Source organism: Pseudomonas sp. PSKL.D1, from assembly GCF_028898945.1.
GTDB lineage: Bacteria > Pseudomonadota > Gammaproteobacteria > Pseudomonadales > Pseudomonadaceae > Aquipseudomonas.
This window is the reverse complement of record NZ_CP118607.1, coordinates 2,226,111-2,244,873: the sequence shown is the minus strand read 5'-3', so window position 1 is coordinate 2,244,873 and position 18,763 is coordinate 2,226,111. Positions and strand designations below refer to the sequence as shown.

The following is an 18,763-nucleotide window of genomic DNA, read 5'->3' as shown; positions in this document are numbered from 1 at the left end:
TTTGCATTCAGGCAATCACCACTCATAGGTGACTGTGCCGTAAACGGTGCGTTGTTGGCCGTACTGGCAACCGACGGTGCTGAAGCAGCCGGCCACATACTCTTCGTCGAACAGGTTGGTCGCGTTCAGCGAGACCTCCAGGCCATCGAGGGAGTGGTCGAGCTTGCCCAACGGGTAAGCCACCAGCGTATCCACGACGGTGTAGCTGTCGACCTTGAAGCTGTTGGCCGAATCGCCGAAAGTGCTGCCGACATAACGGGCACCGGCACCCAGGCGCAGGCCTTCGAGCGGCCCGCCCTGGAAGGTGTAGTCACCCCAGCTCCACGCCCTGGGAGCGCACCTCGCCTTCCTGGCGCGAGAAATCGCCAAGATCCTTGGGGTGTCTCCAGCGCTGGTCAATGCGATGATCCGCGATGCCCTCTGCACTGCCGCGATAAAGCCCTTTGACGTGGCGTGCAGCCGTCAGCCTTCGGTGAGGAGCCTGAAGGCAGTTCTTCTACCGCCCAGGCTCCCCGCTTCCTCACCTGATCAACGTACCAGGCAGGGTTTCTTGTTGTCGAAGGCCCAGCCCGATACCAGGTACTGCATGGCGACCGCGTCATCCCGTGCACCGAGCCCCATGTTGCGGTAAGTCTCGTGGGCTTTCATCAGCGCGTCCATGTCCAGTTCGATGCCCAGCCCCGGCTTGGCCGGCACCTGCACCAGGCCGCCTTCGATCTTCAGCGGCTCACGCGTCAGGCGCTGGCCGTCCTGCCAGATCCAGTGGGTATCGATGGCGGTGACATTGCCCGGTGCGGCGGCAGCGACGTGGGTGAACATGGCCAGCGAGATGTCGAAGTGGTTGTTCGAATGCGAGCCCCAGGTCAGGCCCCAGTCGTTGCACATTTGCGCCACGCGCACTGAACCCTGCATGGTCCAGAAGTGCGGGTCGGCCAGCGGGATGTCCACCGACTGCAGCTGGATGGCATGGCCCATCTGCCGCCAATCGGTGGCGATCATGTTGGTGGCGGTGCGCAGGCCGGTGGCGCGCCGGAACTCGGCCATCACCTCGCGGCCGCTGTAGCCGTTCTCCGCACCACAGGGGTCTTCGGCATACGCCAGCACATCGTGCTGGTCCCGGCACAAGGCGATGGCTTCCTTCAGCGACCAGGCGCCGTTGGGGTCGAGGGTGATGCGTGCATCCGGGAAGCGCTCTGAAAGCGCGGTCACCGCCTCGATTTCTTCAGCGCCACGCAGCACGCCACCCTTGAGTTTGAAGTCCTTGAAGCCGTAACGCTCATACGCAGCTTCGGCCAGGCGCACGACCCGCTCCGGGCTCAGGGCTTCTTCGTTGCGCACGCGGAACCAGGCGTTGTCGGCATCGTCCTCGCTGCGGTACGGCAGGTCGGTACGCGTGCGATCGCCCACATAGAACAGGTAACCGAGCATCTCCACGGCGTCGCGCTGCTGGCCTTCGCCAAGCAAGGCCGCCACCGGTACTTCGAGGTGTTGGCCGAGCAGGTCGAGCAGTGCCGACTCCAGCGCCGTGACCGCATGCACGGTGATGCGCAGGTCAAACGTCTGCAGCCCCCGGCCACCCACATCGCGGTCGGCAAAGGTTGTGCGCACCTTGTTCAGCAGGCTCTGGTAGTTGCCGATCGACTGACCCACCAGCAGGTCGCGGGCGTCTTCGAGGGTCTTGCGGATACCTTCACCACCCGGCACCTCCCCTACCCCGGTGCGCCCGGCGTTGTCCTTGAGGATCAGCACGTTGCGGGTAAAGTACGGCCCGTGGGCGCCGCTGAGGTTAAGCAGCATGCTGTCGTGACCGGCCACCGGCACCACGTGCAGGTCGGTGATGATCGGGGCACCACGGGTGGCTTGGGTCGAAGTCAGAGCATTCATCGAGGGTTCCTTTTTATCGTTGTAATCAACGCGAAGTCGGGGCGGTAACCGAGGGGGTTGCGGTGCTGTTCGGTGCGGGTTCTTCCAGGCCACGCAGCTCGATGCGCTTGATATCGCCGACCACGAACAGGTAACTGATGGCGGCGATCAGCGCATTCACGCCAATGAACACCAGCGCCATCTTGAACGAGCCGGTGGCGGCGATGATGTAGCCGATGACGATGGGGGTAGAGATCGACGACAGGTTGCCGATGGTGTTGAACAGCCCACCGGCAAGGCCGGCAATCTGTTTGGGCGATGTGTCCGAAACCACCGCCCAGCCCAGCGCGCCGACACCCTTGCCGAAGAACGCCAGGGCCATGAACGCCACCACCATCCAGTCGGCTTCGACGTAGTTGCAGATGACCATCGACATCGACAGGACCATGCCCAGCACGATCGGCGTCTTGCGCGCCACGCTCAGCGAATTGCCGCGGCGCAGCAGGAAGTCGGAGAACACGCCGCCGAGAATGCCGCCCAGGAAGCCGAAGAGCGCCGGTAGCGAGGCGATGATGCCGGCCTTGAGGATGGTCATGCCGCGTTCCTGCACCAGGTACACCGGGAACCAGGTCAGGAAGAAATACGTCAGCGAGTTGATGCAGAACTGGCCCAGGTAAACGCCGGCCATCATGCGGTTGGTGAGCAACTGTCGCACGTGCGCCCACTTCGGCCCGGCGGCCTTCTGCTGCTTCTGGTCGTCAATATCGACCAGACCGCCGTTGTCGGCGATGTACTGAACTTCGGCGGCGTTGGCCAGCGGGTGCTTGCGCGGGCTATGGATGACTTTGAGCCACACCAGCGAGAACAGCATGCCCAGCACGCCCATCATGATGAACACGTGCTCCCAGCCGAAGCGGTACACAATCCAGCCCATCAGTGGCGCAAACAGCGCAGTGGCGAAGTATTGCGCCGAGTTGAACACCGCCGAGGCCGTGCCGCGCTCTTTGGTCGGGAACCACGAGGCGACGATTCGCGAGTTGCCCGGGAATGACGGCGCTTCCGCCAGGCCTACCGACAGGCGCAGCAGGATCAACACCACCACCGCCGTGGTCACGCCGAACTCGCCGACAAAACCCTGCAGGAAGGTGAAGAACGACCAGGTGAAGATGCTGGCGGCATACACCCGCTTGGAGCCGAAGCGATCAAGCAGCCAGCCGCCCGGGATCTGGCCGAGCACGTAGGCCCAGCCAAAGGCGGAGAAGATGTAGCCGAGGGTGATGGCATCAATGCCAAGCTCTTTCTGGATGCTGGAGCCGGCGATGGAAATGGTGGCGCGATCAGCGAAGTTGATCGTGGTCACCAAAAACAGCATGAGCAGTATCAAATAGCGGACGCGGGTCTGCTTGGGTTCAGGTTGCATCTGGAACACTCCCACGAATTATTGTTGTGCGGGTAGACAGGCAGGTCTCGCTGAAGACATAGGTTGTCGTACAACGATAACGTTATCATCGTATGGATAACGTTATCATTCAAGTGGCAAAAACAGGTTTTTGGTCGAACGGCTGACTTTCAGGTGCTGGCGCGCTCAATCAGCGAGAAGCCGGTGTCATGCCGCTCAAGGTCTTTTCCACCCGCCAGGCGGCGCAGCAGGGCCTCTGCCACCTGCCGCCCCATCTGCGCCGAGTTGACGCTGATGGTGGATAACGCCGGTTGCGCAAAACAGCTGTCGGTGGTGTCTCCAAAGCCCAGCACGGCAATGTCTTCAGGCACCCGCAGCCCCCGGGCCGCGGCCTCTGCAAGCACGCCGAGCGCTACCGTGTCGGAGCTGCAGAAAACCAGCTGCGGTGGCTGTTCGTTACCCAGCAGGCGCTTGAGCCCTTCCCTGCCGACTTGCCAGGTGGACGGCAATGGCAACACTTGCACCGGCATGTCATGGATGCCCAACTGCTTCAAGCGCCGGGTCATGCCATTGCAGCGGCGCAGGCCGCGAGGGTCGTCCACGGTGATCACGGCAAAACGCCGGTAGCCCTTGGCATGGAAGTGATCAGCGACCAGTTGTCCGACCTCCTCATGGGAAAAGCCCACCTGCATGTCCAGGGCATGTTCGCTCAGGTCCCATGCCTCGACCACCGGGATGCCCGCCGACGCCAGCCGCGCGCGGCTGCCGTCGGTGTGCAGGGTGCCGGTAAGGACAATGCCGTCCGGGCGACGACCGAGAATCGCCTCCAGCAGCACTTCTTCCCTTTCGGGGGAGTAGCCGGTGGGGCCCAGCAGCGACTGATAGCCTGCCTCGGTGAGGCGGTCCATGATTGCCTGCACGGCGGTGGCAAAGATGGAGTTGGCGATGGTTGGCAGCAAAATCGCCACCAGTCGGCTCTTGCTCGACGCAAGGCTGCCGGCCAGCAGGTTGGGCACATAGCCCATGGCCTTGACCACTTCAAGAACACGCTCCCGGGTAGCTTCGCTGACACGTTCAGGACGATGCAGGGCACGCGACACAGTAATCGGCGACACACCCGCAACACGCGCCACATCGATGACGGTAACCGGCAACTCGCCCTGCTCGGTGCTGCTGGCCAGTTCTCTTCTGGATTTTCTTGCCACGGGACCCCTGCTCGCAATGACGCCCTACGGGGGCGAGCCCCCGCGTGATGACGACAGTTTACGAAAGGGGTTGGCCGCGCATCAATGCCACCATCGCCAACGCCATTGATCGCCGGGCCTCTACCACAGCGCCCATGTGTAGCTGACAATCAAGCGCGTCTCATCCAGATCATTGCCGAAGTTCGACCGCACCGTGGCATTGCGTACTTTTACGCCAAGGTTTTTCAGCGCCCCGCTCTGCACCACATAGCCGATATCGGTATTGCGCTCCCACTCCTTGCCGCCATGCCCGCCACCAACCAGCACATTGTCGCCACTGACATAGCGGGTCATGAAGGTCAGCCCCGGCACCCCGATGGCCGCGAAGTTGTAGTCGTAACGCACCTGCCACGAACGCTCGTCGATATTGGCGAAGTCGTTGATCTGCACAAAGTTGACCAGGTACGGGTCACTGTTGGCGATATAGGGGAACGGGTCATCCCCGCTCATGTGCTGGTAGGCGACGGTGAACATGTTGCCACCCAAGGTATAGGCCACCTGGCCGTTGGCCGAGCGGTTGTCGAGCGGGCGAAAACTGCCGTCCTCGCGGCTTTTGGCATAACGCAGGTCGAACTTCAGCGACTGTTGTGCAGCCAGCGGCAGCTCAAAGACCACGCCGCCGAACACCTGCTTGTACACGTCCTCCAGGTTGCCGTAGAACAGGCTGGTACTCAGCCCTTTGCCGAAGCTGTAGGTGCCCCCGGCAAAGCGAAAATCATCGCTCACCCCGCCGATGCGGTTACCGGTGAAGTCCTGGTAGTCACTTGAGCTGTTGAACTTGATTTGCCGCAGCTTGCCCACCTGCAATGCCAGGTTGTCGATATCGCTGGACGTGACCATCGCCCCTTCGAAGGTCGACGGCAACAGACGGGTGTCGTTGCTCTGCACCACCGGGTTGCGAAAGGCCAGCGACCCCACCTTGAACACGGTGTCGGACACCTTGGCCTTGGCGGTCAGCTCCAGCTTGCCGTACTCGCTCTGCGAGCCGCGACCGTTGGCGGAACTCAGGTCCGCCGGCAACAGGCCGGTACCGCCCGAGCCATCGCCACCGTCGAGCTTGAAGCCGTACATGCCCAGGGCATCGAGCCCCAGCCCCACGGTGCCCTCGGTGTAGCCCGAGGTGAAGCGGAACATCGCGCCCTGCGCCCACTCGGCGGCCGAGTCGCGCTGGGCGCTTGGCGGGCCGTTGCGAAAATCGCGGTTGAAATAAAAATTGCGCAGTTCCAGCGCGGCAGTGCTGTCGGCGATGAAATCCGCCGAGGCTGCCAATGGGAACAACAATGCGCACGAACCAAGGGTTGCTAGGGTCTTGTTTGACGACATGCCTGGCATGCTCCGTAGTGGCAGGAGGGTCAATGAACGTTCTTGTTATGTGTGCAACAGCGCCGGAGGGGGAAATTCCGGCAACACGCAGCCCCTCAGGTCCGAAGACCCGAGTGCGCGTGGTGGTTCAGGATGAAGCGGGGTGTATCAGTCGATGCGGCCGATGCTGGCCCGCGCTTCGAAGTAGCTGCCAGGTTGCCCGGCAATGCTCAGGGTGCCGGCGCAGGGCGCCAGGATCGAGGTTTCCATCTTCATCGCCTCCATCACCGCGATGACCTGCCCAGCCTGCACACTGGCGCCCTCTTCGACCACCCAGGCGTGCAGGTTGCCGGCTACCGGGGTGAGTACGGCTTTCTCATCCACCGCTTCGGCGGCGGCAAGGTCTGCCGCGGGCGCTGCGCCGTTGAGGCTGATGCCCGCCAGCAGGGCCGCCGGCAGGCCGAGTTCGTGGCGCTTGCCGTCAATTTCGACAAAGGTGCGCAGCACGCCCGGGTCCGCTTGTGTGGCGCTGCGCGGGGCGATGCTCACCTGTTCGGCGAAGTCGGTTTCGATCCAGCGGGTGTGTACCGCGAAGGTGCCTTCTGCGGTGAAGTCGGCGTGATCCATTACTGCACGGTGGAACGGCAACACGGTGGCCACGCCGTCCACGTGAAACTCGGCCAGCGCCCGGCGGGCGCGGCGGACGGCCTGCTCGCGGGTGGCGCCGGTAACGATCAGCTTGGCGATCATCGAGTCGAAGTTGGGCGATACCCGCGAGCCTTCGACCACACCGGTGTCCAGGCGCACGCCGGGGCCGCTCGGCGGCTGGAAACCTTCGATGGTTCCCGGGGTGGGCAGGAAGCCGTTGCCCGCGTCCTCGGCGTTGATGCGGAACTCGAAGCTGTGGCCGCGCGGCGCCGGGGTGCCTTCAAACGACAGTGGCAGGCCATCGGCCACGCGCAGCTGTTCGATCACCAGGTCCACACCGCTGGTTTCTTCGGTGACCGGGTGCTCCACCTGCAACCGGGTGTTGACCTCCAGGAACGACAAGGTGCCGTCAGCACTCAGCAGAAACTCCACGGTGCCAGCCCCCACGTAACCGGCTGCGGCGCAGATGTCGCGGGCCGAGTCGTGGATGCGCTGGCGCAGGGCATCGTCCAGGTATGGCGCCGGGGCTTCTTCGATGAGCTTCTGGTTGCGCCGCTGCAGCGAGCAGTCGCGAGTACCCACCACCACCACGCGGCCATGGCGGTCGGCGATGACCTGCGCCTCGATGTGGCGCGGGCGGTCGAGGAAACGCTCCACGAAGCACTCGCCACGGCCGAAGGCGGTGACCGCCTCGCGCACGGCGGACTCGTACAGCTCGCTGACTTCATCGAGCTGCCAGGCCACCTTCAGGCCTCGGCCACCGCCACCGAAAGCGGCTTTGATGGCGATCGGCAAGCCGTGTTGCTGCGCGAATGCGAGCACTTCGCTAGCGTCCTTCACCGGGTCTTCGGTGCCAGCCACCAGCGGTGCACCTACCTTCAGGGCGATACGCCGTGCCTGCACCTTGTCGCCCAGGGCGTCGATGGTGTCCGGGTTCGGGCCGATCCAGGTCAGGCCGGCAGCCAGCACCGCGCGGGCGAAGTCGGCGCGCTCGGAAAGGAAGCCGTAGCCGGGGTGCACGGCGTCTGCGCCGCAGCGGGCGGCGACGGCCAGCAGCTTGTCGATGTTCAGGTAGCTGTCGGCGGGACGCTGGCCGTTCAGGGCGTAGGCCTCGTCGGCCTGGCGCACGTGCAGGGCATCGATGTCGGCGTCGGCGTACACCGCCACGCTGGCCACGCCGTAGTCACGGCAGGCACGGGCGATACGCACGGCGATTTCGCCACGGTTGGCAATCAGGACCTTTTTCATCGGGCAGAATTCTCGTTGTAAGGGGCAGGCCGCACGGGCTCAAAGGCGCCCAGCGGGTTGAAGCGGATACGCGCATTGACCGGGATCTGCCCGGCCAGGTCCAGGTGGTGCGGGGCCACCACGCCGATCACCGGATAACCACCGGTTAGCGGGTGGTCGGCCAGGAATAGCACCGGCTGGCCGCTGGGCGGCACCTGGATGGCACCGACCGTGGTGCCTTCGCTGGGCAACTCGCCGTCGATGGCACGTTGCAGTGGCTGTTCGCCCGCCAGGCGGATGCCGATACGGTTGGACTGCGGTGTTACCTGCCAGGCCTGCGCTGCGAGCAAGGCCTGGGCCTGAGCGGTGAACCAGTCGCTACGCGGGCCCATCACCACGTCCAGGGTGATGACCTGGTCGGCGCAAGGCATATCGAAGGCGGGTTGCTCGTCGAGCGAGACCGCAGCGCCGCCGATGCGCGCATTGAAGCCCAGGCGATCGCCGGCGGCCAGTGGCGCCGGGCCGACCTGGGCCAGGGTGTCGGTTGCCAGGCTGCCCAGCACCGGGGCGTGGTTGAAACCACCACGGATCGCCAGGTAGTTGCGCAGCCCGGCGCTGGGCGCATGGATGCTGAGCTGGTCGCCGTCCTGCAGGGTGAACGGCGTGTACAGGGCCGGGCGCAACCGTTGGCCGTTGGCGCTCAGCACTTCGAGCTGCGCGGTGGCCCCGGTAACGGCCGCCACGGTGTGGCCATGGCAGGTCAAGCTCAACCCGCCCATCAATACTTCAAGGCAGGCGCTGCCGGCTTCGTTGCCGACGGCGCGGTTGGCGGCACGCAGCGCACCCCGGTCCATGGCGCCGGAAGCCGAAACCCCCTGCCCCGCCCGGCCTGGGCGGCCAAGGTCTTGCAGCAGGGTTTGCAGGCCCGGCGCGCGGATTTCCAGGCAGTTGCCGCCGGCCGCTTGCGCACGGCCAGGTACCGCCACCGACACGCGCTGCGCTGCCGACGGGCCGGCATCGACGAAACGCACCCGGTAGCCCGGTTGCAGCAACGCCGGTTCGTCGCGGTCCAGGTCCCACATGCGCGTGCCAGTGACGCCGATGATCTGCCAACCACCGGGGCTGGCCTGCGGGTAGATGCCGCTGAAGCCGCCGGCCAGCGCCACCGCACCGGCCGGGATGCGCGTGCGCGGCGTGCTGCGCCGGGGCACCACAAAGCCGGCGCCACCGCTGAGGTAGGCAAAGCCTGGGGCGAAGCCACAGAAGGCCACGCTGTAGTCACTGCCGGTGTGGCGGCGGATCACCTCCTCGCAGCTGATGCCCAGGGCTTGCGCGACATCAGCAAGGTCTTCGCCGTTGTAGTGCACCGGGATCTCGATGAGCTTGCCGGCCTGACGCTGGCTGGCACTGATGTCACGCGCGGCGATCTGCGCCGCCAGGGCCTCGCGGCTGACCTGGCTTGGGCGAAAGTGCACCAGCAAGGTCCGTGCGGCGGGCACGACTTCCTGCACGCCAACGATGGGCGCCTGCTGCAGCGCATCGAACAGGGCGAGGGTCTCGTCCAGGTCGGCAAGCTCCACCAGCAATGCATCCAGGCTGACTGGGTAGAAACGCATGATCCACTCCTACACGTGGTATTGGCTGTCGGGGACGTCGGTGATGAACATGTGGCCCGGTGCGTGGGAAATCGCGAACGGCACCTTCGAGGCCATCACCACCGATTGCGGGGTTACGCCGCAGGCCCAGAACACCGGGATCTCGCCCGGTTTGATACTGACCGCATCGCCAAAGTCCGGCTGGGCGATGTCGTTGATGCCGAGCAACGCCGGCTCCCCTACATGCACCGGTGCCCCGTGCACGCCCGGGTAACGCGCGGTGATGCGGGCGGCGTCGGCCACCCGCTCGGCCGGCACCGGGCGCATCGACACCACCATGTTGCCCTGCAGCCGGCCCGCCGGGCGGCAAGCGCGATTGCTGCGGTACATCGGCACGTTGCAGCCTTCGCTGATATGGCGCACATCGATGCCGGCCTCGAGCAGGTCGTTCTCGAAGGTGAAGCTGCAGCCGATCAGGAAGCTGACCAAGTCGTCGTGCTCGGCCCACAGTGCGCGTACGTCGCTCACCTCCTCTGCCAACTGGCCGTCGCGCCATACGCGGTACAGCGGCAAGTCGGTGCGCAGGTCGGCGTCGGCAGCAAGGAACGTGCTGTATTCGCCAGGCTCGGTCACATCCAGCACCGGGCAGGCCTGCGGGTTACGCTGGGCAAACAGCAAGAAATCGTAGGCCCACTCGCGGGGCAGGCAGATCATGTTGCATTGGGTAAGGCCAGGGGCGTGGCCGGCGGTGGGCGACACCAGCCCCTGACGGTAACGGGCACGGGCGGCAGCGGCGGCTTCGCGGGCTTGCTGGAACGGGTTCATGGTCAACCTCAAGTGAATGCGCGCAGGGTGGTGCCGGCTTCTAGCAGGCGGTGCTTGACGGTGCGGGCGATGCCGACCGCGTCGGGGCTGTCGCCGTGTACGCAGATCGAGTCGGCCTGCAGGCGGATCACCTGGCCGTCCTCGGCCTCGATCTCGCCGTCGCGCACCAGGCGCAGCATGCGCTGGGCGATCAGCTCGACATCGTGCAGCACAGCGCCTGGGCGGTTGCGCGACACCAGTGTGCCCTGCGCGGTGTAGGCGCGGTCGGCGAAGGCTTCGGCCACGCAGCTCAGGCCTGCCTGTGTGGCCCAGCCGATCAGCGGCGAATTGGCCAGGCACACCAGTTTGAGTTGCGGATCGACGCGCAGCACGGCCTGGATCACCGCCGCAGCTTGTACCGGGTCTTGGGCGATGGTGTTGTACAGCGCGCCGTGGGGCTTGACGTAGCTGACCCGGGTGCCGGCGCTGCGGGCCAGGCCTTGCAGCGCGCCGACCTGGTAGATCACGTCAGCGCACAGCTGCTCGGCCGGCACGGCCATGTTGCGGCGGCCGAAACCGACCAGGTCGGGGTAGGACACGTGGGCACCGATGGCCACGCCACGGGCGGCGGCAGCTTCGAGCGTGCCGAGGATCCCGGCCGGGTCACCGGCATGGAAGCCGCAGGCGACGTTGGCGCTGGTGACGATGTCGAGCATCGCGGCATCGTCACCCATGCTCCAGGCGCCAAAGCTTTCGCCCAAATCACTGTTAAGGTCGATGGCAGGCATGAAAAGGGTCTCCGTGGCAGTCTCAGGCTGCGTTGATGAAGGCGAAGATGGCGCCGGCGGATTTATACGCCATGTACCACGACAACAGGCAGGTCAGCACGCCCAGTACCAGCAGCCAGCGCGGGTAGTGGTAGCCGTCCATCAAATCCGAACGGCGCCAGCCGACGTACATGAAGATGCTCAGGCCCAGCGGCAGGATCAAGCCGTTGAAGCCACCGGCGAAAACCAGCAGGGCAGCAGGCGGCTTGCCGGCGGTCAGGTACACGGCCAGCGCGACCAGAATGAAGCCGACCGTGGCCAGGTGGCGGGTGCGCTCGGTGATGCGGTTGGAGAATACCGTGATGAACGACATCGAGGTGTACGAGGCGCCGATCACGCTGCTGATACCCGCGGCCCACAGCACCAAGCCGAACACCATCATGCCGGTTTCGCCGGCAGCGGCGCCGAAGGCTTGTGCAGCCGGGTTGGCGCCCTGGCCGGAAACATCGATGACGATACCGCTGGCGACCACGCCGAGGATGGCCAGGAACAGCACATAGCGGGCAATGCCTGTGACCAGGATGCCGGTCAGTGCGGCCTTGGACACCACCTCGATGTTTTCCACGCCGACGGTACCTTTGTCCAGCAGGCGGTGGGCGCCGGCGTAGGTGATGTAGCCGCCGACGGTACCGCCGACGATGGTGGTGATCGAAGCAAAGTCGACGAAGTCAGGCCACACCGCCTGGCGCAGCGCTTCACCCAGCGGAGGGTGGGTCGAGCAGGCGGCGAAGATGATCAGGGCGATCTTGAAGATGCCCAGCACGATCATGATGCGGTCCATGGCAATGCCGGCGCGGTGCGAGGAGAAGATGCCGATGGCCACCAGCGCGCTGAGGGCGCCGCCCCATTTGGGGTCGAGGCCGGTCAGGGCATTCAGGCCCAGCCCGGCGCCGGCGATGTTACCCAGGCTGAACACCAGGCCACCGAAGATTACCAGCACTGCCAGCAAGTAGCCCGAACCTGGAATGGCGGTATTGGCCAGGTCGGCGGCGCGCATGCGGGTCAAGGTGACGATGCGCCACACGTTCAGCTGCACGACGAAGTCGATCAGGATCGAGGCAAGAATACCAAAGGCGAATGCGGCGCCCAGGGTAGCGGTGAAGGTGGCGGTCTGGGTCAGGAAACCCGGGCCGATGGCCGAGGTGGCCATCATGAAAATCGCGGCGATCAGGGACGAGCGCCGGGCCTTGCTGAACTCTAAAGCGGTCTGTGTCACAGCAGCATTCCTACAATGAGAGATACCTTCGCAGAGCAAGCGCCATGCCATGTTTTACAAAATAGCCTGAATGTGAGGGTTTACGCAGTCTAGATTGTTGAACAATCTAATTTGGATGAGTGAGCACAATGCGCCAGATTGTTACACTTCAACTCACCCGTGCTACCTGATGGAGCATTTGAGGCCTCAGGCACTTGCCTCGCACACGGCTCTCGGGGAACATCTTCGCGGTCACCTCCACTCTGGATCGCCCATGAACGACACTGCTGCCTCCCACCCGCGTACCTTGGGTGAATCCATCACCAAGGACATACGCCGTATGCTGGTTGAGGGCGAACTGGTACCCGGGCAGCGCCTGTCCGAGGCGGCCCTGGCGGAAACATTGCAGATTTCCCGTAACACCCTGCGCGAAGCCTTTCGCGTACTGACCCGTGAAGGGCTGCTCAAGCACGAACCCAACCGCGGTGTTACCGTGGCCGAGCCGGACATGGCCTCGATCATCGACATCTACCGGGTGCGCCGCTTCATCGAGTGCAAGGCCATTGCCCAAGGCTTCCCCCTGCACCCAGGCACGTTGAACATGCGCCAGGCCGTGGAGGCCGGCATGCAGGCCCGGGAAGCCAAGGACTGGGTGGGGGTGGGCACGGCGAACATGCTGTTCCACCGTGCCATCGTCGAGTTGGCCGACAGCCCGCGGCTGTTGGTGTTCTATGGGCAGATTTCGGCCGAGTTGCGCCTGGCCTTCGGCGTACTCAACGACCCCGAGTTCCTGCACCTGCCCTACCTGGACATGAACGCTGCCATTTTGCGCTGCGTCGAAGAGGGTCGGTCCGAGGATGCGACACGTATGCTGGAGGGGTATCTGGTGCAGTCGGAGCGAATCGTGCTGGCGGCTTACGAGCGGCGGACGAGGCGTTAGGTGCTGTGCAAACCTCTCGTTGATGTCGTGATCGTAGAGCAACGCATCACCACAGTGCAGCGCTGGCAGCGCATGCCGCGCTGCCAGCAACCTCAGGTCAGACGCTGGACTGCACGAACGTGTAGTTGCGCTGGACTTTGCACATGAATGGCACACCGCACTGGGTGACGAATTTCTCGAAGTACGTGAGGATGTCCTGGTGGTTGGCACCGAAGAACACCAGGAAATCCGCCTTGGCACCTTGCGGCCCCGCCCCCGCGCAGGCCGCCATGTAGCCGGCCACTGCCATGGAGCGCTGGCTGGCGGTCAACCCGGCACAGAAGGCCGAAAGACCTCGCGGGCAACTGGCCGGCGTCGACACCGGGACGTTGTCGGGTTTGACGATGACCTCCTCGAAGACACTGGCAATGACATCAGACGAAGGTGTCTTGTATGGCATGCCCCGCTCGAACACCGCCATGCTTGCCGTCAGGGTCGCAGGGTGAGTGGCGAGTGCGGCCAGCAGGCCATTGGCGCGGGCAATGTCGGCCTGGCTGTTGTGCGCCTCACCTAGCAGGATGACGTTGTACGAGGGCGTGGCCGCCCCAGTGAACAAGCTCTGCAGGTTGGCCGCGGTAGCAGTCGCCGGTTTCGACACACTATTGGACTTCTGATCGCTGCCCAGCTGGGGAATCCCGGTCGCTGGGTGCGCGTGGAGGATGTCACTCACCGCGCGCAGCACGACCGAATCGAAGTTGCCGTCGCCTTGTGTACCCGGCTTGAAGCCCTTGTAGGCCTCGAACAGGGCATTGGCATAGTCTTTTTCCAAGATACGAAGCATGGTGTCGTCCTTTTGATGGATACCTGAATGGCCGATCATCGACCATCTGCCACCTCCCCCCTCATTGACCGATCAGGGAAAAGGTGGGGTGAGCGTGGCGTCCATCCCGCCAGGCCGGTAGGGGATCGATGCTCCCTGAATCATGCAATTTGCCGGACCAACGTCGCCCCACTTGCCTGAGCGCGCAATGCAAACAGGGGTTTTTGTTCCCCTACTTTGCACAATGGCACATCGCTAGCGTGAACTCGTCGGATCACAAGGAAAATCCGAGGGGAAAGCGAAATGGAAAAAACCACAAGCGAACAATGGCTGGAAAGTGCCGCAAGCAAAGGTGAGTGTTTCCTCTATCTGCTGGGTGGCGCAGCACTGATGACCGGCGACTCACGGCTGATGTGCCTGGAGTTCTGCGAGCGCAACCGTGAACTGGTGATCGGTTGCCTGCCCGGCTCACTGGCGCAGATCGCCGAAGACACCGACTTCGCCCTGATCCTCGACCTGGTCAACGCCCACGGCGGCAGGCGCCTCTACCTGCCGACCCGACCCCAACGTTTCCTCCAGCAGACCGGCCTGGACGTCCCCGAAACCACCTACGCCCAGTGGCGCGACCTGGCCGATGTCAACGGCCAGATTGACATCCCCAGCGTCTGGGGGCTGTTCCTCGCCCTGCGCCGTGCAGCGATTCGCCTGGCCCTGAACCAGGACTGGACACCAGAGGCGCTGCACGCCACGTTTGGCGTCTCACGCCGGCAACTCAAGACTTACCGCCCCCTGGCGGCCCAAGCTGGCTCATTCGCCAGCCGCTTGTCGTAGTACCCACTGCAGAACGCAACTCAACCCACCATGCAGGAGCACCCCCATGCCTTCCACAATTCCCTACGACCCGGCCCTGGCACTGGGCAATCTGGTCAGCCTCGAACGGCTTGATGTGCTGGAACAGATCGCCGCCGCCCAGGCTCCAGCCGACGCAGCCGAAGACACCCTCAACTCACTGATCGCCGCCAAGCGTTCACTGGACATGACGTCCCAGGAACTGGCCGGGATGGGCATCGACACAACCGACGTCGACACCGAGTCGGCGGGTGTCGGCAAAGATGTGTCCACGGCCGCTCAAGCGTTCGCCAAAGCCAAGGTAGATGCCATCAAGGCCATTCAGCCGTTGAAGGCAAAGATGGCCGGCATTAGCGATTCGGTGGAAAGCCCGGTCGACTACAACCGCACCCAGATCAAACAAATGCCGTTGTCGGCAGACGGCCTGCGGATGAACGTGCAGTACTTCAGCCTCGACCAGAACAGCCAACAGTCTGGCACCCACGCGTCCAAGATCGCCTCATTCATCAGCGGCCAGGTCGGTATCTTCGGCGACGAATTCGCCTCCCAGGCCTCGGGATCGGCAGCCAGCCAGGTCAATAGCCAGGTACAGAACCACAGCATCTCCGGCACCTTGGTGATCAGCGTTACCTGTACGCACAAGGATGCTGTGCTGCTGGCACCATTCATCCTCGACGTCGACAAGGGCATTCGTGCATTCAATGCCTATTTCCCCGACAACATGATCAAGACCGACTCCATCGCGTCGATGCAAAAGGTCGCGCAGCAGGCCAACACCAAGGAAGAGAAAGCCCTTACCCTGTTATCCGGGGCGACCATGGGTTCCTGCTTCATCGGCATGGTGCACATCCTCAACACCACCGACACCCGCAGCAGCGAAACAATGGAAAGTGTCGCCTCGTCGCTGCAGACCCAATTCAAGGTCGCTGGTTGGTTTGCAAGCGTTTCCGGTGGCTTCGGCGTCAACAGCTCTTTCAGCGATGACGCCAAGGCGCTGCTGTCGTCGCAGAATGTCACCTCCCATTGCACGTTGACCACGGTGGGCTCGATCCCGTCGATCAAGTCCAACCAGGTGAAGATGGGCGTCAAGCAGTTCACCGATTTCGACGGTGCCTCGTCGATGACCGCGCTGCTCAAACTCCAGGGCGTGACCCAGACCGACCAGGAGTCGGTGTCGTCAGCCGCCGACCGGGCGCGCACCGGCCAGGAGTTCATGGCCATGAAGTCGAACCAGATGGAGAGTGCCCTGTCGGCGCTGTCGGATATCGACGATGGCGCGAACAAGGTCATCGACACCAATTCGATGATGGACGCTTTGGACGACTACATCCAGAAATGCCTTGCTGGCAATATCGGCGCCCCCATCACCTACTACCTCAAGCGCATTACCGCCTCGCAATTGGCTCAGGCCTGGATGGCCAAGTACTACCCCAACAAGTACATCAGCATTTCGGCCGATGACGCTGGCCCGGCCGGTGGCTCCGGTGGCTCCAGCAGCTCCAGCACCACAGGGGGCAGCAGCGGGGACGGCAGCGGGGACTGACGTACAGAACGCCAACGCTACCCCGGCGCCGTTCAGCACATCCTCACTCCACCGGGGCAACGCGCTGTAACCCTCCAGCGTGATGGGTGGCCCCCACACTCATCACGCTGGCTCGCCGTCTTTCGGAGATAGGCCCCCATGAAAGCAGAGCGTAACGATGACCTCCCCACTGCCCTGAACCATCGGGAGCGTGCCTGGCTCGGCACCCTTCTCGAAATGACCTGCAGCGGCCCAATACCGTTAAGGCATCTGTGGCGTGACAGCTGGTTTGACGATGCATCCCAGCGATCACTGATCCTTCAACCGTCCCATGGCAGTGCATTCCTCTACGTACCAGAGACCATGTTCTGCGAAGCGGCGAATGCCCTGGCGCATACCCTGGAAATTGCCATGCTCCTGGAACGCCTCGTCACCTCAGGCCTGGCGCTGGTCCATCGCCCCCTCGTGCCAGCGAACCAAGAGTTGCGTTACATTGGTGCCACTTTCGGTACACCCCGAGTCGAGATGCTGGACAACAAACCCAGAATCATCCTGAACGACAACGGCGACTACACCGACGATCCATCCACCATCAACAATCGACAGGGCCAGGTGCTGTACCGCAGCATCGGCCTGCAATCGGACGCCTATGAGCTCATGCAAGCCGCCACGCATGGGCTGTTACAGATTCGCCCCTGCGCGCGTGTGCAACTGCTGGCCAGGCTGGCAAGCCCCCAGCAACAGGCTCGACTCGAAAAGGTCAGGCTACGCCCTCCTCTCACCCACTCGACAGCCACCACCCAACACTCGGAGAACGTCGACCTGCCTACCGACGCGCAGGTCGGCGAAATACACCAGCACCACTGGATTCTCAGTAACGGCTTGCTCCTTGCAATCAGTGGCCTGCTGATCGCATGCCTCGCTGCGGCGCTCGGCATTTACGCCAATGACCACCTGCACAAGGCCCAACCGGCACGAGTGACTGGCACGCCTCTAGTCGCCGCCCCCGCTACAGGTTCCGCGCCAGCACCCGATAGAACTGCACTTGCCCTGGGGAGCTTACCTCGGGGGCTGGACGTCTCGCAGTGGTCCGGCTCAGGCAAGTCCGGTGCCGAAACGGTGCTGGACGTTGCTGCGGATATCGACTTCGCATTCACCCGCGTGGCCTTCGGCACACGGCTGGACCCGGAGTTCGCCATCAACTGGCGGCTCATGCGCCGTAACGGCCTGTACCGCGGCGCTTACCTGTTCCTGCGTATTGACCAAGACCCTGTCACCCAGGTCGACATCGCCGTACGCGCAATCGGTGAGGCACGGCCGCGCGACCTGTGCCTGGCATTGGACTTCGAAGAACAGAGTCTGCCCTCGCGCACGCCAGCGCCTGATGTCGCCCACGTCCGTCAGGTACTGATCCGCGCCCTGACCAGAGTGCAAGAGCTCATGCAGTGCACGCCGTTGCTATACACCAACTGGAACATGGGCAGCCGCTACCTGGATCACCCGCAATTCGGCACTTACCCACTGTGGATTGCCGACTGGACCGGCGCGCAGGAGCCCCGACTGCCGCCTGCCTGGACAAGGTTCGCCTTCTGGCAACGTGCCAACGAGTTTTATGGAAGCCCGAAACCTGCGGACTTCGATGTGTTCAATGGCAGCATCGCTGAGCTCGACAGCCTTGTGCGGGGTGCGATGCAATGAGCACCGGGCGGGATCAACCTGGCCAGCACAAGCGCCAACTCGCAGGAACGAAAAAAGGGCCTTTCGGCCCTTTTTTTCGACGACTTACAAATTTCCGTGGAAATCTACAAGCCTATATTTGGAGCGGGAAACGAGACTCGAACTCGCGACCCCGACCTTGGCAAGGTCGTGCTCTACCAACTGAGCTATTCCCGCGTCGTGATGGGTGCCATTCTAGCGATATCTAAAACGGCGTCAACCCCTTGATTCAAAAAAACTTTTATTTCTGCTCGGAGCCTTCGCGCAGGTGCGGCCAGGCGGCCAGCAGGTAATGCGCCATCGACCACAACGTCAGCGCCGCGGCCACCAGCAGCAAGCCATAGCCCAAAATCACCCAGAAGCTCACGGCCGGCGGGTTGGCCAGCAAAATCACCAGCGCCAGCATCTGCGCCGCCGTCTTCCATTTGCCCAGGTTGGACACCGCCACATGCGCCCTCGCCCCCAGCTCGGCCATCCACTCGCGAAGGGCCGACACCACGATTTCACGGCCGATGATCACCGCCGCCGGCAAGGTCAGCCAGAAGTTGGCATGCACCTGCACCAGCAGCACCAATGCCACGGCCACCATCAGCTTGTCGGCCACCGGGTCGAGGAAGGCGCCAAAGGGCGTGCTCTGCTGCAGCCGACGCGCCAGGTAGCCGTCCAGCCAGTCGGTGGCGGCGGCAATGGCAAACACCGTGCTGGCGGCCATGTAGCTCCAGTGATAGGGCACATAGAACAGCAGGATGAAGATCGGGATGAGCAGGACGCGTAGAACGGTGAGCAGGTTTGGAATATTCATCGGTACGACTGGCTGCGGGTTGAGCCCGGCA

Annotated in this window: 16 protein-coding genes and 1 tRNA gene; 4 read left to right on the top strand and 13 right to left on the bottom strand. The window is 63.6% G+C overall.

Going from position 1 to position 18,763, the window contains the following annotated elements:
• Positions 1 to 15 precede the first annotated feature (15 nt).
• The 10 genes from PVV54_RS10070 to PVV54_RS10025 all read right to left on the bottom strand — a co-directional run bounded on the left by PVV54_RS10070 (position 16) and on the right by PVV54_RS10025 (position 12,125).
• Positions 16 to 369, bottom strand: coding sequence for a TonB-dependent receptor domain-containing protein (locus tag PVV54_RS10070; RefSeq protein ID WP_274909778.1), 354 nt, complete (start codon positions 367 to 369; stop codon positions 16 to 18).
• A gap of 159 nt (positions 370 to 528) precedes the next feature.
• Positions 529 to 1,884, bottom strand: a complete 1,356-nt coding sequence (gene gudD / locus PVV54_RS10065) for a glucarate dehydratase (RefSeq protein WP_274909777.1) — start codon at positions 1,882 to 1,884, stop codon at positions 529 to 531.
• Positions 1,885 to 1,909: 25 nt separating this feature from the next.
• The gene (locus PVV54_RS10060; protein ID WP_274909776.1) at positions 1,910 to 3,283 is read right to left on the bottom strand and encodes an MFS transporter; all 1,374 of its coding nucleotides are present in this window, start codon (positions 3,281 to 3,283) and stop codon (positions 1,910 to 1,912) included.
• 149 nt (positions 3,284 to 3,432) lie between these two features.
• A complete protein-coding gene (locus PVV54_RS10055; protein WP_274909775.1) occupies positions 3,433 to 4,467 on the bottom strand; it encodes a LacI family DNA-binding transcriptional regulator in 1,035 nt (344 codons plus the stop codon).
• 120 nt (positions 4,468 to 4,587) lie between these two features.
• Entirely contained in the window at positions 4,588 to 5,829 is a 1,242-nt protein-coding gene (locus PVV54_RS10050; protein WP_274909774.1) for an OprD family porin, read from the bottom strand.
• A 147-nt stretch (positions 5,830 to 5,976) separates the two neighbouring features.
• Positions 5,977 to 7,704 carry an acetyl/propionyl/methylcrotonyl-CoA carboxylase subunit alpha gene (locus tag PVV54_RS10045; RefSeq protein ID WP_274909773.1) on the bottom strand — a complete coding sequence of 576 codons (1,728 nt, stop codon included), beginning with the start codon at positions 7,702 to 7,704 and terminating at the stop codon, positions 5,977 to 5,979.
• Entirely contained in the window at positions 7,701 to 9,299 is a 1,599-nt protein-coding gene (locus PVV54_RS10040; protein WP_274909772.1) for a 5-oxoprolinase subunit B/C family protein, read from the bottom strand. The genes PVV54_RS10045 and PVV54_RS10040 overlap by 4 nt, the downstream gene beginning before the upstream one ends.
• Before the next feature lie 9 nt (positions 9,300 to 9,308).
• Positions 9,309 to 10,103, bottom strand: coding sequence for a putative hydro-lyase (locus tag PVV54_RS10035; RefSeq protein WP_274909771.1), 795 nt, complete (start codon positions 10,101 to 10,103; stop codon positions 9,309 to 9,311).
• Positions 10,104 to 10,111: 8 nt separating this feature from the next.
• A complete protein-coding gene (locus PVV54_RS10030; protein ID WP_274909770.1) occupies positions 10,112 to 10,870 on the bottom strand; it encodes a LamB/YcsF family protein in 759 nt (252 codons plus the stop codon).
• A 22-nt stretch (positions 10,871 to 10,892) separates the two neighbouring features.
• The gene (locus tag PVV54_RS10025) at positions 10,893 to 12,125 is read right to left on the bottom strand and encodes an NRAMP family divalent metal transporter (RefSeq protein WP_274909769.1); all 1,233 of its coding nucleotides are present in this window, start codon (positions 12,123 to 12,125) and stop codon (positions 10,893 to 10,895) included.
• A gap of 253 nt (positions 12,126 to 12,378) precedes the next feature.
• Here PVV54_RS10025 and PVV54_RS10020 point away from each other — a divergent pair, with 253 nt between their 5' ends.
• Positions 12,379 to 13,044: a GntR family transcriptional regulator gene (locus PVV54_RS10020; protein ID WP_274909768.1), complete on the top strand. Its 666-nt coding sequence runs from the start codon at positions 12,379 to 12,381 to the stop codon at positions 13,042 to 13,044.
• Between the two features lie 97 nt (positions 13,045 to 13,141).
• Here PVV54_RS10020 and PVV54_RS10015 read toward each other — a convergent pair whose 3' ends face one another.
• Positions 13,142 to 13,864, bottom strand: a complete 723-nt coding sequence (locus tag PVV54_RS10015; RefSeq protein ID WP_274909767.1) for a hypothetical protein — start codon at positions 13,862 to 13,864, stop codon at positions 13,142 to 13,144.
• A gap of 282 nt (positions 13,865 to 14,146) precedes the next feature.
• Between PVV54_RS10015 and PVV54_RS10010 the strand changes: the two genes are divergently transcribed.
• From PVV54_RS10010 to PVV54_RS10000, 3 genes are all read left to right on the top strand, one after another.
• Complete coding sequence (locus PVV54_RS10010) at positions 14,147 to 14,674, top strand: hypothetical protein (RefSeq protein ID WP_274909766.1); 528 nt, start codon at positions 14,147 to 14,149, stop codon at positions 14,672 to 14,674.
• A gap of 46 nt (positions 14,675 to 14,720) precedes the next feature.
• Entirely contained in the window at positions 14,721 to 16,235 is a 1,515-nt protein-coding gene (locus PVV54_RS10005; protein WP_274909765.1) for a hypothetical protein, read from the top strand.
• Between the two features lie 138 nt (positions 16,236 to 16,373).
• Entirely contained in the window at positions 16,374 to 17,912 is a 1,539-nt protein-coding gene (locus PVV54_RS10000; RefSeq protein WP_274909764.1) for a glycoside hydrolase family 25 protein, read from the top strand.
• Positions 17,913 to 18,031: 119 nt separating this feature from the next.
• Here the strand turns inward: PVV54_RS10000 and PVV54_RS09995 are convergent.
• Together PVV54_RS09995 and pgsA are read right to left on the bottom strand one after the other, a co-directional pair.
• Positions 18,032 to 18,107 (bottom strand) — tRNA-Gly (locus PVV54_RS09995).
• 64 nt (positions 18,108 to 18,171) lie between these two features.
• Positions 18,172 to 18,732, bottom strand: a complete 561-nt coding sequence (gene pgsA, locus PVV54_RS09990; RefSeq protein WP_274909763.1) for a CDP-diacylglycerol--glycerol-3-phosphate 3-phosphatidyltransferase — start codon at positions 18,730 to 18,732, stop codon at positions 18,172 to 18,174.
• Positions 18,733 to 18,763: the final 31 nt, after the last annotated feature.